Below are 16917 nucleotides of genomic sequence, written 5' to 3'. Positions count from 1 at the left end.
TCAAATTTGGAGTTACTTAATTTTTTAAATAATTAAATCTTTTAATTTACTCCTCCAATCTTACATCTAGTCCTAGACCTTGTAACTCGTGAAGTAATACGTTGAAAGATTCAGGGATACCTGGTTCAGGCATCGCTTCTCCTTTCGCGATAGCTTCATAAGTTTTTGCTCTACCGATTACGTCATCAGACTTCACAGTTAAGATTTCTCTCAAGATGTTAGATGCACCAAATGCTTCTAGTGCCCAAACCTCCATTTCTCCGAAACGCTGACCACCAAACTGAGCTTTACCTCCTAACGGCTGCTGCGTAATCAATGAGTATGGTCCGATTGAACGGGCGTGCATTTTATCATCAACCATGTGTCCTAGTTTCAACATGTAGATTACCCCAACTGTCGCAGGCTGTGTAAATCTTTCACCTGTACCACCGTCATATAAGTAGGTATTTCCGTAAGCCGGAAGTTCTGCTTTTTCAGTGTACTCAGTGATCTGATCTAGCTCGGCACCATCGAAGATTGGTGTAGCAAACTTCAATCCTAGTTTTTTACCAGCCCATCCTAATACGGTCTCGTAAATCTGACCGATGTTCATACGGGAAGGTACCCCTAGTGGGTTAAGAACGATGTCTACAGCTGTACCATCTTCAAGGAACGGCATATCTTCTTCACGAACGATTCTGGAAACAATACCCTTGTTACCGTGACGTCCTGCCATTTTATCCCCTACATTCAGTTTACGTTTCTTAGCGATGTAAACTTTTGCTAACTTCATGATACCTGCTGGTAATTCGTCACCGATAGAGATTGCAAATTTCTCACGGTTCTTAACACCCTGAAGGTCGTTGTACTTAATCTTGTAGTTGTGGATTAACTGTTTGATTAATTCATTTTTATCTGCATCAACCGTCCAATCAGACCCGCTTACGTTTACGTAATCTTCAACACTAGAAAGTAACTTTTGAGTAAACTTCACACCTTTACCGATAAGTTCTTCATCAAGGTCGTTTTTCACACCCTGAGATGTTTTACCGCTAACAAGAATGTTTAGTTTTTCAAGAAGTGTATTTCTCAGATCGTCGAATTTCTCTTTGTATCTGTTTTCAACTTCTTCAAGCTTAAGCTTCTCTTCAGTTCTTTTCTTTTTGTCTTTAATATTTCTGGAGAATAACTTCTTGTTGATAACTACACCTCTTAATGAAGAGTCTGCTTTCAATGAAGCATCTTTTACATCACCAGCTTTGTCACCAAAGATTGCACGTAAAAGTTTTTCCTCCGGAGTTGGATCAGATTCACCTTTTGGCGTGATTTTTCCGATAAGGATATCACCAGGCTTCACCTCAGCACCGATACGGATCATACCGTTCTCATCAAGATCTTTAGTAGCTTCTTCAGATACGTTTGGAATATCAGCTGTTAGTTCTTCCATACCTAATTTGGTATCACGAACTTCTAGTGAATATTCATCTACGTGGATAGAAGTAAACCAGTCTTCACGAACAACTTTCTCGTTGATTACAATCGCATCCTCGAAGTTGTACCCTTTCCAAGGCATGAAGGCTACTACTAAGTTTCTACCTAGTGCTAATTCTCCTTTTTCAGTTGCATAACCTTCACAAAGTACTTGTCCTTTCGCTACAGTGTCACCTACTCTTACGATAGGCTTCAATGTAATAGTTGTACTCTGGTTGGTTTTTCTGAACTTAGTTAGTTTATAAGACTTAGTCGCAGATTCGAAGTTTACTAAATCTTCATCCTCGCTTCTTTCGTACTTAATTGTAATTTTATCAGCATCCACATACTCTACAATACCAGTTCCTTCAGCATTAATCAAAATTCTGGAGTCAGTAGCTACTTGTTTTTCCAAACCTGTACCTACAATTGGAGCTTGTGGTCTTAATAATGGAACGGCCTGACGCATCATGTTAGATCCCATCAACGCACGGTTCGCATCATCATGCTCCAAGAATGGAATCAATGATGCAGAAATACCAGAAATCTGGTTTGGTGCAACGTCGATAAGGTCTACCTGACCCGGCTCTACTACAGGGTAGTCACCGTCCAGACGAGCAATAATTCTGTCTGTTTCGAAGTCTCCACTGTCGCTTAGTTCCACGTTCGCCTGAGCAATTACTTTAGCTTCTTCATCCTCTGCATTTAGGTAGATTGGATCAGCATTTAAGTCTACTTTACCGTTTTCTACTTTTCTATATGGAGTTTCGATGAAACCAAGGTTATTGATCTTAGCATAGATACCCAGAGAAGAAATCAAACCAATGTTTGGTCCTTCAGGAGTTTCGATAGGACAAATTCTACCATAGTGAGTATGGTGAACATCTCGAACCTCGAAACCTGCTCTTTCTCTTGATAAACCACCAGGCCCCAGTGCAGATAATCTTCTCTTGTGAGTGATCTCTGATAATGGGTTGGTTTGGTCCATGAACTGAGAAAGCTGGTTGGTACCAAAGAATGAGTTAATTACTGATGTTAATGTTTTTGCATTAACAAGATCTATCGGTGTAAAGATTTCGTTATCTCTAACGTTCATTCTTTCCTTAATTGTTCTTGCAATTCTGGAAAGACCTACACCAAACTGTCCGGCTAATTGCTCTCCAACAGTTTTAATTCTTCTGTTAGAAAGGTGGTCGATGTCATCAACCTCAGCTTTAGAGTTTACCAATTCGATAAGGTGTCTAACAATAGCAATGATATCTTCTTTTGTTAAAACTTCAGTATCGATTGGGATATTTAATCCTAATTTTTTGTTCAGACGGTAACGGCCTACTTCACCAAGAGAATAACGCTGCTCAGAGAAGAATAATTTCTCGATAATTCCTCTTGCAGTTTCCTCATCTGGTGGATCTGCGTTACGTAACTGTCTGTAGATATATTCTACCGCTTCTTTTTCGGAGTTGGTAGGGTCTTTTTGTAAAGTGTTCTGGATAATAGAGAATTCGTTTCCATTTTCTTTGTGGATAAGAATTGTTTTTACACCAGATTCAAGGATAAGATCCAGGTGCTCTTTTTCAAGAATAGTCTCTCTGTCCAGGATGATTTCGTTTCTTTCGATAGAAACTACTTCACCGGTATCCTCATCTACGAAGTCTTCGAACCATGTGTTCAAAACTCTCGCAGCTAATGTTCTTCCTTCTACTTTTTTAAGTGCAGCTTTAGAAACTTTTACTTCTTCAGCAAGGTCGAAGATCTGAAGGATATCCTTATCAGATTCATAACCGATAGCTCTTAAAAGTGTAGTTAAAGGTAATTTTTTCTTACGATCGATGTAAGCGTACATTACGCTGTTGATATCCGTTGTAAATTCCATCCAGGAACCTTTGAAAGGGATAATTCTGGAATAGTACAACTTGGTACCGTTTGCGTGGTAAGTTTGTCCGAAGAAAACCCCCGGTGAACGGTGTAACTGAGTTACGATAACACGCTCTGCTCCGTTGATGATAAATGAACCACTAGGAGTCATGTATGGTACCGGACCTAAATATACGTCTTGTACTACTGTTTGGAAATCTTCATGTTCCGGGTCAGTACAATACAATTTAAGTCTTGCTTTTAATGGTACACTGTAGGTGAGACCTCTTTCTACACACTCGTCGATAGAATAACGAGGTGCATCTACTAAATAGTCAAGGAATTCTAATACAAACTGGTTTCTTGAGTCTGTAATAGGAAAGTTTTCCTGGAAAGTTTTGTAAAGAGTTTCATCCAATCTAGCTTCCGGCAGTGTATCAAGCTGGAAAAACTCCTTGAAAGACTGGATCTGAATGTCCAGAAAATCAGGAGTTATAACTTTCCCTTTGGAAGAGGAGAAGTTAATTCTTTGGTTTTCCCGAGTTTTTGGCGTCTGTGTCTTGCTCATAAAACGTTTTAGAAAAGGGTTAAAAAATATTTTGATTTGTAAAAAATATCAGAAAGAAAGACAAAAGGATAGATTGAAGACGAAAGACTTTGATTTTTGGGCTCATCAGAATAGCCTCTCAACCTTTTCTTGTTCCGGATGTCTATTTTTCTAACTGCAACGCTGGTATATCTTTTCACAGCGTAATGCAAAATACTTTTTTGAGTTTTGAGAAATTAGAATATCGTATATAAACGCAGAAATCCCTCACGCGATAGCGCAAGAGTTATCAAAAATCTGATTTATAAAAAATAAAATAAGCCCAAAACGAAATGCAAATATACGATAATTTTTTGTAAATAAAACAATTACACTCTAATAAAAAAAGAAAAAATATTGTTTTTAAAAATTATATGAGATATTGAATTGTAATGAAGGTTGTTGATATAATGATAATGATGCTTAATTGTTAATATTTGAGTGTGTTAATCTTCTTTAATATTTATTTTATTTATTAGATTAACTTATTTGATTTATTATGTATGCCATTTTTTATTAACTTTAAAAAAAACAACACTATGAAAGCATTTAACAAATTAGTATTTTTTATAGAAATACTAACAATTGTATTAGCAGTAAAAGTAAAGGCTATTAATATAATCCCTCAGCCGGAATTTGTTTCAGAAAAACAAGGAAACTATATTCTTAAAAACAATGTTGGTATTTATACCAGTAAGGGAATGGATAATGAAGTCGCTTTTCTTATTGGAATATTGGAAAATGAACAGGCTTTAAAATCTTCAAAATTAAAATCATCCAAGACAGCTGATATTCGTCTTCTTATTAATAAAAAATTACAAAAAGATTTAGGCAAGGAAGGTTATAGGTTGCGGGCAGATGCAGCAGGAATTTTAATAGAAGCATCTAATTCTACAGGAATATTCTATGGTATCCAAACATTAAGACAATTGTTAAAAAAAGAAGCTAAGCATACCGAGCTGGGGTTTGTAATGATTAGTGATCGCCCTCGGTTTTCGTGGCGGAGCTACATGCTTGATGAGGGTAGAGCCTATAAAGGAAAAGCTGTAGTGAAAAAAATGCTGGATGAAATGGCATTATTAAAAATGAATGTTTTTCATTGGCATCTTACAGAAGATCAGGGCTGGCGTTTAGCGATTGAAAAATATCCTAACCTAACCAGAATAGGGGCGAAGAGAGATTCAACACAAATAGGAGGATGGAATAGTACTAAGTATGATGCTAAGCCATTGGAAGGTTATTATACAAAACAGGATATAAAAGAAATTGTGGCTTATGCTGAAAAATTACACATAAATATTGTACCAGAAATAGAAATGCCAGGGCATGCCAGTGCCGCGGTTGCATCATATCCCTGGTTAGGGGTAACAAAACTCCCTATTAAAGTACCTGTAAATTTTGGAGTAAAGTATGATATATTCGATGTTACAGACCCAAAGGTAATTGATTTTATTCATGATGTACTGAATGAAGTGATGAATTTGTTTCCTTCTGATGTGATCCATATTGGAGGTGATGAGGTAAAGTATGATCAATGGAATAAATCTCCTTCAGTACAAGCCTATATGAAAAAACATAAGTTAACTTCTCCAGCAGACCTTCAGTTGTCTTTTACCAACGATATATCCGGCTTCTTGGAGAAAAAAAATAAACGAATGATGGGGTGGAATGACATTATGGGAGCTAAGCTACATGATTATAATCTGGATGCACCTCCGGTAACAGGAATGCTTTCAAAGTCTGCTATTATTCAGTTTTGGAAAGGAGATCTGGTTATGATAAAAGAAGCCGTATATAATGGATATGATATTGTCAATTCTTATCATGAATTTACTTATTTGGATTACAGTAGTATTTCCCTGCAAAAAGCTTATGAATTTGATCCTGTTCCAAAAGATCTGGAGAAGAAGTATCATAAAAAGATACTAGGCTTTGGTTGTCAGATGTGGGGAGAATGGATTACATCTCTGGATGATATGTATCAGAGAACATTTCCCCGTCTGGCTGCTTATGCAGAAGTTGGTTGGACAAAGTTGGAGAATAAAAATTTTGAACGTTTTCAACAATCTTTGCCTTATTTTTATAATCAATGGAGTGGTAAGGGGATAAGCTTTCAGAAATAATTGGTTTAAAAAATTATAAAAATTTTGGTAAGGCTTTAATCTTTGCAAAGACTATTCTGGGATATAGTATGATAAAAATATTGATATCTTAAAAAAATAAACAAGATCTTAGAGTCTGTTATAATGTGATTTCATTTTAGTATACAAAGCCTCTATCTTCGACTTTAAAATAGTAAAGCCTTGTGTTGGTTTTACAAAAAAGTGCCGGAGCTATATTTGCTTTTTGCTCCGGCACAACCTTAATATAAAGATGAAAAAAGTGTAAACTGTTTTTACTCTATTGCATTGAGTTCTCCTATGCCTTTGAATGATGAAATATTATCAAATTTTACATAACGTGTCTTCACAGGCTCTATAAATGATACCCATCCGATGTAAGGGTTTTGTGGAGAGCCGCCTATATTTCCATCGTTTTCATAAGTGCCTTGTTTGGTCCAGTTGATTCCATCGTTACTGGTGTATATTGTGAAATATTGAGGAAATAATGCATATATACCATATAAATAAGTTGGTGTCAAAGAAAAGCCTTTTAAAGTACGAGAGGTACCCATATCTAAAGTAACTGATGATGAGTTGTTAAAGCTTGAAATCCATCCTGTACTGGCATCTCCGTCCAACATCATTGATGCATCTGACTCGTATTCTGAGTTTGCTGTTATAGACCAGTTACTGCGGTCTATAGTGTTGCCAATAACAGGTGTCCCGGAATTAACATTGTTTAGAAAAATACTTATTTTTAAATAAACCACATCGTTGGCGGTAGGTAGGCCAGATTGAGTGCTTGATTTTACTGGTAATAAATATTGTTTCTGAGCATCCAGCTGAGCCATAGCGTCTGTAAATTGTATTTCTAACTCATTAGAGGAGGTGTTGCCTTTTGCTATGTTTAGTGAAGTTGTACTTAGTTTATAGGTACTTTCCGGTAACATCTGGAACTGAGTTCCGTTGGTGCTGTTATAGACAGAGACAAGAGAATTATCTATACCTATTTTTATTGATGTGTCGGTATTTATGATACTATTTAATGAAGCCGATAGTTTTGGATTTGCACCACTGATTAAGACAGTATTTCCTGCTTTATTAAATAGTACATCATCTGTAGTTTTTCCTGTTGAGGTTTTAAAGCTATAGGATACTTCATTAAATTTTACTTCTACAAAAATGGTATTTCTGTTGGAAGTAAGTGTTGCATTTTTATTATCCATGCTTTTTATAGATACCGGAAGCAGATAGGTCGCATTTTTATCCTTTATTACAGAGGGATCCTTCCATGTTAATGCGAGCATTTTGTCTGACATACTTTTACCCGCAGGAATATTAATAATCTCCGGAATACTGTAAGAGCCTTTTGGCAATAACGGAAGTGTTTTTCCGTATTGTTTTTTATAGGCTTCGATAAAGGAGATGTCGGACTCAGCAGTGACGGTTAGTTGTGTGTTACTTGTAACTTCTCTGGTAGCAACAGCAAAAAACAAATCGTTGTTATCTGCAAGAAATTTTCCCTGTAGTATAGGAATAGGGGTACTTATTAATACCTGATCTTTGTTATTATTGGCTTGTAAATAGATTTGCAAGGCGTCTTTAGAAGATGCAACTGTAGTGTCATCTTCGCGACAGGAAAATAACAGAAAACTCCATAAGGATATGAAAATAATGCTGTATATATTTATGTTAAATGTTTTCATAGTGTGCTTTTTTATTGTTTTTTAATATTTGTTAGTTACAAAAATCTCATATTTATTATCTTTATAAGATACATGCAGATAGTGCTATTCAGCAGGCATTCGTACATCTGGTATCCATTTAAAATTATTTCCCGCTATCATATCATTTCCGTTTTTAGAATAGTCTTTAATCGTAGTGCCTTTTCCGTCATTACATTTCCAATAGCCTTCCAGTCCTGGTGTTGCAGGATCTACAGTATACATGTTATTTCTTATCTCCGCAGGTGATCTTACAACATTCCAAAAACGAATTTCATTCACCTGCTTTGTTCCATAGCTGCCTCCAAAGCCTATGGATTCAAAATCAAAAGAAGCTGATAATGCATTTGTCATTGTCGGGACTCCGTCAATATACCATATAACAGAACTGCCATTATATACAAGAGCAAAGTGATACCATCGATTGGCTGTAAGGCTTTGCTGAGGAGAGAATTGTGATCCTGCAATTTTTACCTGTAGCTGATTAGGTTGTATTACCACATCGCCAAATCTGGTATATACTTCAGTTGGGTAAGAATATATTAATGTTTGATTGTTACCTTTAAGGTCTTCAGCTTTAGCTCTCCATTCCATTGTCCATGCTCTCAAGCCTTTGTAGGTTTTTTTATATTTTGTATCAATAGAATTATTGAATCCAAGTTCTGCTACAGAAGTATATAATACGCGATCTATTAGTATATAATAGGTTTTTGCGGCGTCTAAAGCAGGAGAATTTCCTTCTGTGGCTGTAATCGTAATAGCAAGTGCATATTTGTTAATTTCAGGCAGATTGACAATATCTTTTACAGATAGCTGAGAGGGATCAGAAATGTATTTCCCTTTTTCTATTGTAAATGAGTTGTTGTTAAAGGTATAGTAGCTTGTGGGCAACATCTGGTAACTCGTGCCATTCTCCTTGTTGTACTGATCCAGGGCTTTGGAATCTATTTGTACGGTTATACTGGCTTTAGTATCCATAGGTTTGGCTGCTCTAACTGTAATGGGCATAATGACTCCGCCTTTGTCTATAGAGATATTAGTAATATTGGTTCCGGAAGCCCCTTCAAAGTATATTGCATTGGGGGATGTTGTCATTTCATCATTAGTACAAGCATAAATGATGAATAGCAATATTATACCAGTATATTTTATCAGATTTTTCATAGATAAATGTCATTTTTAATTAAATTATAATTATTATTCAGCGGGCATCCGTACATCTGGTATCCATTTAAAATTACTTCCCGCTATCATGTCATTTCCATTTTTAGAGTAGTCTTTAATTATGGTACCTTTTCCGTCATTACACTTCCAATAGCCTTCCAGTCCTGGTGTTGCCGGATCTACAGCATACATGTTATTTCTTATCTCCGCAGGTGATCTTACAATATTCCAGAAACGAATTTCATTCACCTGCTTTGTTCCATAATTACCTCCAAAGCCTATAGATTCAAAATCAAAAGAGGCAGATAATGCATTGGTCATTGAAGGGACACCATCAATATACCATATAACAGAACTCCCATTATAGACAAGAGCAAGGTGGTACCAGCGGTTTGGTTGTGAGCTTTGTTGTGGAGATAAAGCAAGTCCTCCTATTTTTACTTGTAAGAGATCGGGTTTTTCTATTACTTTTTCAAATCTGGTATATACTTCGGTCGGGTAGGAGTATATTAATGTTTGATTGTTACCTTTAAGGTCTGCAGCTTTAACTCTCCATTCCATTGTCCATGCTCTTAAACCTTTGTAAGGTTTTTTGTATTTTGTATCAATAGAATTGTTATATCCGAGTTCTGCTACAGAAGTATATAATACCCTGTCCATTAATATGTAATAGGTTTTTGCAGCGTTCAAGGCATGTGAATTTCCTTCTGTACCAGTAATCGTAATGGCAAGCGCATATTTGTTAATCTCAGGCAGATTAGCAATATCTTTTATGGATAATTGAGAAGGTTCGGAAATATATTTCCCCTTGTCTATAGTGAATGAGTTATTACTAAAAGTATAATAACTTGCTGGTAAGGATTGATAGCTTGTACCATTCTCCTTGTTATATTGCTCCAGAGCTTTGGGATCTATTTGTACAGTTACACTGGATTTGGTGTCCATAGGTTTCGCTGCACGGACCGTAATAGGTATTATAGTTCCGCTTTTGTCTATAGAAATATTAGCAATGTTGGTTCCTCCGGAACCTTCAAAATAAATAGCATTAGGGGATGTCGTCATTTCATCATTAGTACATGCGTAAATGATGAATAATAATAACAGCAGTATGCCAGTGTATTTTATCACATTTTTCATAAATATTATTCTTAATTACTGCATTTTACACCTTGTACCCATTCTATATTATTGGAGGCAATAGCGTCCCTTCCATTACCCGTAAGATCTTTAATTGTTCTGCCATCATTACTTTCGTTAAATTTCCAATAAGCTATTAGTCCTTCCGATTTTGGGTTTACGCCACAAGCTCCATTTGTCAGTTCATTACGGGATAAGGCACGAGACCATATCCTGGCTTCACTTATAGCACCATCTATGTATCTTCCACCTGCTGAAAATCCAAAATAGAATCCTGTAGGATCAGTTAGGTCTACAGTTCGGGCAGCATTTCTGGAAGAAGCAAGTTCTCCATTTACATAAATTCTTATTTGTGTTCCGTCATATACTGCAGCAACATGATACCATATACCTGTTGAAAATGCTGATGATGCAGTTGTAGCTGTATTGCCTCCGGCCATTTGTAACTGGTTAGGCTGTATTGTAACATCTCCAAAACGTAATAAAAAATTTTCCTCAATCCCCATCAAAGAACTGATAAAAGGCGAGTTTACCTGAAATCTGTTTACGAGTACTCTGGTTTCATATGTTATCGTTTTCATAGCATTTAAGCCCTGATTATTTTTAAAAAAGTCTACTTTGAAAGCATTTCTGGCAAGGGATGTAGCACGTGTAGTAATGGTACGATTGGTAATTACATATAATGATTTGGAAGCCTGGAGTAATGGAATACTGGTAGTATTTACTATTGTAACAGGGACTACATATTTCTTATCGGTTGGCAAGCCTGTAAGACTTTTTATTTTTAATATTCCTGTGTTGGAAATATACTTTCCCTTTTCGATAGTATATTTACTATCCTGAAGAGTATAATAATCTGCAGGCAATGCTGTGTACTGAGTGCCATTCTTCTTGTTATAGTCATCTACTGTACTTTCATCTATCCGAACAGACGCTTGAACCTCATTGTCTACAGGTTTTGCTGCCCGTACAGAAATTGGCACGCTTATATCACTGTCTTCTATATTAGCGGTAATAACATCTTTACCTAAATTGCCTTCAAAGTAAATAGCATTTTCAGAAACAGGTACTTCATTGTTGGTACATGCATAGCAGAAAAGAAGACATATGGCAATACTTATATTTTTAAGTGTATTTTTCATGATGAGTTTATTTTATTTGGGCTTTGGAGCCGGATTCATAATCTGTATCATTTTACGGGTATATTTATATCCCGGATAGTTTCCATAGTCATATTCTATATGATAAGACCCGGCACCGCCCTTTGATCCTTGTTTAGGATTCCAGTGTGCCAATCCGTACATTGCTGGTATTATGCCGTTTACAGGATCGTTAAAGTCAAAGCCTCCGGTTTTCCATAAGCTTTCAAAATTTTCAGTAACAATATATTGTTCTGGACGGGCCCAGGAAGAGATGGCATCATAACGGCTCTGTAGTATGCCTGAATTGGTAGTACCATAAGATTGTGTAACGGCATAGTTAACATGTCTGCCGGCTTTTGTAGGAACGAGGTCTATTTCTCCGTCAATTAGTAACATCTTTCCTGTTCCGGAAACCGGACCGAAATATTTTCCTAAAGCTTCTATGAAAAGTCCAAAGTCATCTCTGCTTTTAGTGATTTGCCAGGTATTGCAACCACAATAATTAGTCTCATGGTCAAAGTCTATCCCATCCAGTCCTTTGGCAGTAACATCGTCATAAACCATTTTGGCAATCTTATCAAAGCCTTCTTTTAGTTTATCCTTGCTTTGTCTATCAAAATAAGTTGCCTTAAAATCTTTTATTAATCCGTCAAAAAAGAAATCGTCTGTAAAATTTACTCTTACGATTTTAGTACCTTTCACCTCCTGTACAAATTTCATTTCTTTGTATCCGGGAGAATCTTTCTCTGGAAATCCACCCCACATGCTCACAATATCCAGACTGTCCGGGATTCCTGTCCATCTGTTTTGCATGGAAGCTTCCAGATTTGCAAGTCCCGAAGGTCCATACCAGCCAAATGCAACCTGGTGAGGTGATTTTTTATAGGCTCTGAGATTAGTATAGTATTCATCCGAGTTTTTTGGGACTGCATCTACATTTTCAGGTTCAGGTCTGTTTTCAGCCGTGCATCCAAACAGTATCAGAATACAACTGATCAATATTGTGAGAATTATAAGGGGTATAATACGAATGTCTTTCATTGTTTTAATTTTTTCAGGTTAGCTTAATTTTTTTTGTCCCACCATAATCGGGTTCCCCCATTGTCAGTGCCTCCCAAAGCGGTGACACCGGAGGCTACACCCTGCGGATTGTCTCGGTATTCCGAATTAGGAAAAGGCATTCTGCGAATTTGTTTCGATGTATCTATTGTTCCACCACTGTAGTTTACAACAACAGGGAAAATCTTTGGATAGCCAGTCCGGCGGAACTCACTCCAGGCCTCCTGTCCGTTAGGAAATACAGCAATCCATTTCTGGGTGATGATGCGCTCCAGTTTTTTTTCAAAACTATCGGTCTCATTCCATTTAACCGTTATAGTACTGAGAAGTGTACTTCCTGTATTAACGTTGTTCGATGAGCTTACAGGATCTCTGTATGCTGCTGCTGTACTGCTGCTGTCATTAAGGTAGTTATCCGCCCCACTGACTCCTGCTTGCTGGAAAGAGGTACGTACGCCGGTTTCATAGAGGTCTTTGGCAGTGCCGCCCATATTCCATCCTCTTAATGCACCTTCTGCTCTTGCAAAATAAGTTTCAGCTGCTGTTAACCAGGTTAAGGGACTGTTTTCCTCTAGTTTTATAGTAGAAAACGGAGTGTATAACGCTTTGTTGGAAATTTGGATTCCATTTCTTATTCCAAAATAGCCTGTTGTTCCTCCAATAGTTACCGGATTGAAGTAAGATGATATTCTGGGATCTTTGTAGCCTTTTAAGAAGGATTCCATATTCGCGCCCATCCGGACATCATCATACAAATAGCATATAGCTGAAATAGGATTTCTGATCAGGTTTGTTGGAGAAGATTTGATAGCAGCGCTTGCATCGGCAGTTTTTATAACTCCTATCGGATGATTGATTGCTGATTCCGCATACAGTTTTGCTTTTGCCGGGTCAGCATACACGATTCTTAAAGCAAGTCTTAGTTTCAGTGAATTGGCAAACTGAATCCACTTGCGGATGTCACCCTGATAAATTAAATCATAATTAGCGAGAATTTTTGAATTTGGAAAATTCTGAGAAAAAGTTGTTAATACACCAATCGCATTATCCAGTTCTTTGAAAAAAGAGTCATAAATCGCTTGTTGCGAATCGTATTTGGTACTGACAACACCTGCTTTTATACCTGAATAAGGAAGCGGACCGTAAGTGTCAGTAGCTCTGTGAAAGCCGGCTACTTTTATAATATCTGCCAATGCAACTGTTTCGGGGGTTGTTGCCCTGTTTTTTATTTCTGTCCATCCGGCAAGATTTCCGAGATAAGCGCGCTTAAACATTTCTTCGTACCATCCGGGAACCAGCCCGTAGTTAGAATTATTCTGCCCGCCATTCCAATTGTTGCTAACGCCCATATAGCCGGAATAAATATCTCCCTGAAGATTGTCGGTGAGTTGGTATTGGTTTATTTCATCCGTGCCATTACTTCCTGCTGGAAGTACATTCTTCTGCATCTGAAGAAAGAATGCTCCTAGCTGATAATAGTCGCGTTGCAGCATGTCTTCGGTTGGCTGTGTGGGATCGGTATTGAAGTCTGCATATCGATTGGTACAAGCGTATGCTATAGCTGTCAAACCCACTAAAATTATATTTTTTACAGGTAATTTCATCTTTAGTTTTGTTTTTGTATTAAAATTCTAGTTTTAGTGAGCAACTTATGCTTCTAAGGCTGGGCTGCATGAAATAATCTATCCCCTGATAATAAGTGCCCACGGATGCAGTGTTTTCAGGATCGAAAGGAGCTTTGTTGTAGAACATAAATAAATTTCGCCCACTTACATTTATAACAACATTGTTGACAAATTTTATCCAGGGTGTACGCAATCTGTATGAAAGAGATGCTTCAGCTAGTCTTACGTTAGTCATACTGTATACGTAATAAGCACCAACACCTGCCTGTGGACTGCCTGTTACCTGATAGAATTTCTGAGCGTCTACTTTGCTACTGTTTATCAAAACGCCGCCATTTTCCCGTGCCAGCGCGCTGGATTCGGATACCCCAAAGAAGTCCATAACTGCTTGTGTTTGTGATACTCCTACACCGCCAATTCTCGCGTTTACTAAAAATGCAAATGTGAAATCTTTATACTTGAATTCATTTCGCCATCCCAAACGGTAGTTTGCGAGTGAGCTACCTGCCTTGATAAAATTATCGGGGTCAGCTTCAATTTGTCCTGAATTAGGATCTACATATACATTTCCCTGGAAATCCTTTTTTAAGGTGTTCACATAAATATCTCCCATAGTGCCTCCTTCTGTAAGAACAGTACGGTAGCTTCCGGTGCCACCCATATTAAGTTTGTCCAGTGTTATTGTAGTGCCACTGTACGGGTCGTAATAATCTTTGAGCAAGCTCACAACTTTGTTTCTGTTTAATGAGAAGGTAGCTTGTGATCTCCATCTCAGATCTCTGTTAAATACAGGGCTTTCCCATGCTAAAGAAGCTTCAATACCTCTGTTGTCTACCTGGCCTGCGTTCACAAATATGGAACTGAAAAGTGAGGTTCCTGAAAAAGTAGGTCTGAATAGTTGATTGAATGTTGAAGAAGTATAAGCTGTAGCAGTAAGCTCCAGTTTATTTTTCAAAAATCGGGCATTGATTCCTACTTCTGAGGAACGGGTGCGCTCTGGTTGAATACTATTGGAAGGTCTTGTTCCTGTGGTTCCGATATTACTTCCCACAAATGGAAATGTAAGAACTGTGGTGCCTCCTGGTGGGCTGTTACCAACCTCACTATAAGATCCTCTTATTTTTAAATATGATAGAATGTCTGATTTAACTTTAAAAATATCGGTAACAATTGCAGAGAGACCTACAGCAGGATAGAAGTAGTAACTTTTAGTACTTCCATAGAGTCGGGAAGGCCAGTCGTATCTCCCGGTAAGGTCTAAGTAAACTAACTTGTTGTAGTCCACCGTGGCGCTTGCAAAAACGGATTGTGTCTGGTCGCGGGATTTTGCCTCGTATGGAGGAGTTGTCGTAACTATATTTTTTAATGTGAAAAGATTGGCTAATTGTGAAAGATTTCCAGTTATAGTAAAGGTTTCATACTGATTGTCCGTAATAGCCGTTCCTAAATTTGCGTTGATGCCAAATTTCCCGAAACGACGATCCATATTGGCAATAATATCACCATAGATTTGTTGATTATTTTGAGGGTTTCTCGTATAAGCACCTAGAAGTCCCGCAAATAAGCCGTATGTAGAAGCGTATAATTTGGTTTCGGAATTCATAGCAGAATTATCAAAATTCATCCGTCCTGTAACATTTATCCCTTCCGCAATATTGACTTTTAAAGCTCCTGTAATAATATAGCGGTTTATCTTATTGGTAAATATATTCCGGTTTACAGTCCAGTAAGGATTTTGTAAAGCCATTCCCTGGTCTCCGTAATCCCAGTATTGGGTTTCGAAGTTTCTTTCCGGATTGTAACGTTCGTATATTTTATACTTTTCTATATCTGTAGTTGCCGGCATCAGATAAATGGGAACTATCGGATTGTAATATAAACCCTGAGTCGTCATATTCTGGTCATTCTGATTGATATAATTGAATGATAAATCCAGTGTCGCCCTTTTGTTGAATAAGGATGCGGAGTTACTGGCTGTGAAATTATAGCGGCTGAATTTGTTCTCAGGAATAATTCCGTCTGCATCCTGTCTGGAGGCGGAAACGTAGAATGTATTGTTTTCTGATCCACCACTTATTCCAATTGCGGTAGTATAATTGGCTCCTGTCTGGAAAAAGTTAGCAGGATTATACATGGGAGTTGTCGTAAGCTTATCTCCCCAGCTGAACATGCTTCCACCTGCATTGGCTCTATAAGCTTTCTGAAAACGAGGTAATATAAAAGGATCCATAACACTTAGAGTATTGGTGAAAGATATTCTTGGCTTTCCGCTCTGCCCCTTTTTAGTCGTGATAAGGATTACCCCATTGGCAGCACTACTGCCATATAATGCTGCCGAAGCAGCTCCGGTAAGTACAGAAATATTTTCAACATCTTCGGGGTTTAGCATAGCAATTCCACCAAAAGATGCTCCACGACCACTGTAAAACCCTGAGGCTTGTGGAGCTGCAAAAGAAAGATTGGGCATAGGAATTCCATCTACAACATACAAGGCATTGTTGTTTTGTGTAATAGATGTTGTCCCCCTAAGGACAACTCTGGATTCAGCTCCAATACCTGATGCAGAAGATTTAATGTCTACACCGGCAACCTTGCCCGCAAGGCTGTTCAGAATGTTTCCTTGTCCGCCGTCGACAATTTCGGCCCCGCTTACTTTCTGTACATTGTAAGTAAGGGCTCTGGATTCTTTTTTGATTCCTAATGCAGTTATTACAACTTCATTAATTTGTTGTGCTTTTTCAGGAGTAGTTGAAAATAGTGTGATACTGATTGTTGTTTTTCCGCTTGTCGGAATCTCCTGAGATTTGAATCCAGACATAGAAATTGTAAGAACAGCATTTTCTCCCGAAGCTGAAATGCTGAATTTTCCTTCCTGATCGGAAGTACTTTTGTTGTTTGTCCCTTTTTCAGTGATTATTGCCCCGGATAGCGGAAGGTTATCCTCTCCTGTAACAGTACCTGTGACCGTTTTTTGAGCATAGATTAAAACTCCTGTAAGGAAACATAACAAAATGAAAAATGATTTTTTCATGGTTAGTGCTTTTTTTAGTTAATATATTTATCGCTTTCATCTCC

9 protein-coding genes are annotated in these 16917 nt (G+C 37.6%); 1 reads left to right on the top strand and 8 read right to left on the bottom strand.

The window, feature by feature from the left end:
• Positions 1-46: 46 nt before the first annotated feature.
• A complete protein-coding gene (rpoB, locus tag BAZ10_RS04700) occupies positions 47-3871 on the bottom strand; it encodes a DNA-directed RNA polymerase subunit beta (RefSeq protein ID WP_078771073.1) in 3825 nt (1274 codons plus the stop codon).
• 557 nt (positions 3872-4428) lie between these two features.
• Here rpoB and BAZ10_RS04695 point away from each other — a divergent pair.
• Positions 4429-6012, top strand: coding sequence for a beta-N-acetylhexosaminidase (locus BAZ10_RS04695; protein ID WP_078771088.1), 1584 nt, complete (start codon positions 4429-4431; stop codon positions 6010-6012).
• 272 nt (positions 6013-6284) lie between these two features.
• Here the strand turns inward: BAZ10_RS04695 and BAZ10_RS04690 are convergent, their stop codons facing one another.
• The 7 genes from BAZ10_RS04690 to BAZ10_RS04660 form a co-directional block, all read right to left on the bottom strand.
• Entirely contained in the window at positions 6285-7697 is a 1413-nt protein-coding gene (locus tag BAZ10_RS04690) for a BT_3987 domain-containing protein (RefSeq protein ID WP_078771072.1), read from the bottom strand.
• An 84-nt stretch (positions 7698-7781) separates the two neighbouring features.
• Positions 7782-8879, bottom strand: coding sequence for a BT_3987 domain-containing protein (locus BAZ10_RS04685; RefSeq protein ID WP_078771071.1), 1098 nt, complete (start codon positions 8877-8879; stop codon positions 7782-7784).
• 33 nt (positions 8880-8912) lie between these two features.
• Positions 8913-10016 carry a BT_3987 domain-containing protein gene (locus BAZ10_RS04680; RefSeq protein ID WP_078771070.1) on the bottom strand — a complete coding sequence of 368 codons (1104 nt, stop codon included), beginning with the start codon at positions 10014-10016 and terminating at the stop codon, positions 8913-8915.
• A gap of 11 nt (positions 10017-10027) precedes the next feature.
• Positions 10028-11158, bottom strand: coding sequence for a DUF1735 and LamG domain-containing protein (locus BAZ10_RS04675; RefSeq protein WP_078771069.1), 1131 nt, complete (start codon positions 11156-11158; stop codon positions 10028-10030).
• Between the two features lie 12 nt (positions 11159-11170).
• A complete protein-coding gene (locus tag BAZ10_RS04670) occupies positions 11171-12199 on the bottom strand; it encodes a glycoside hydrolase family 18 (RefSeq protein WP_078771068.1) in 1029 nt (342 codons plus the stop codon).
• Positions 12200-12222: 23 nt separating this feature from the next.
• Positions 12223-13821, bottom strand: a complete 1599-nt coding sequence (locus BAZ10_RS04665; protein ID WP_078771067.1) for a RagB/SusD family nutrient uptake outer membrane protein — start codon at positions 13819-13821, stop codon at positions 12223-12225.
• Between the two features lie 19 nt (positions 13822-13840).
• Positions 13841-16873 (bottom strand): SusC/RagA family TonB-linked outer membrane protein, encoded by a 3033-nt coding sequence (locus BAZ10_RS04660; protein WP_245803750.1) that lies wholly within the window; start codon positions 16871-16873, stop codon positions 13841-13843.
• Between the last annotated feature and the right edge of the window lie 44 nt (positions 16874-16917).

Origin of the sequence: Elizabethkingia occulta (genome assembly GCF_002023715.1) — a bacterium.
GTDB classification, from domain to species: Bacteria; Bacteroidota; Bacteroidia; order Flavobacteriales; family Weeksellaceae; genus Elizabethkingia; species Elizabethkingia occulta.
This window is presented reverse-complemented; position numbering and strand designations above follow the sequence as displayed.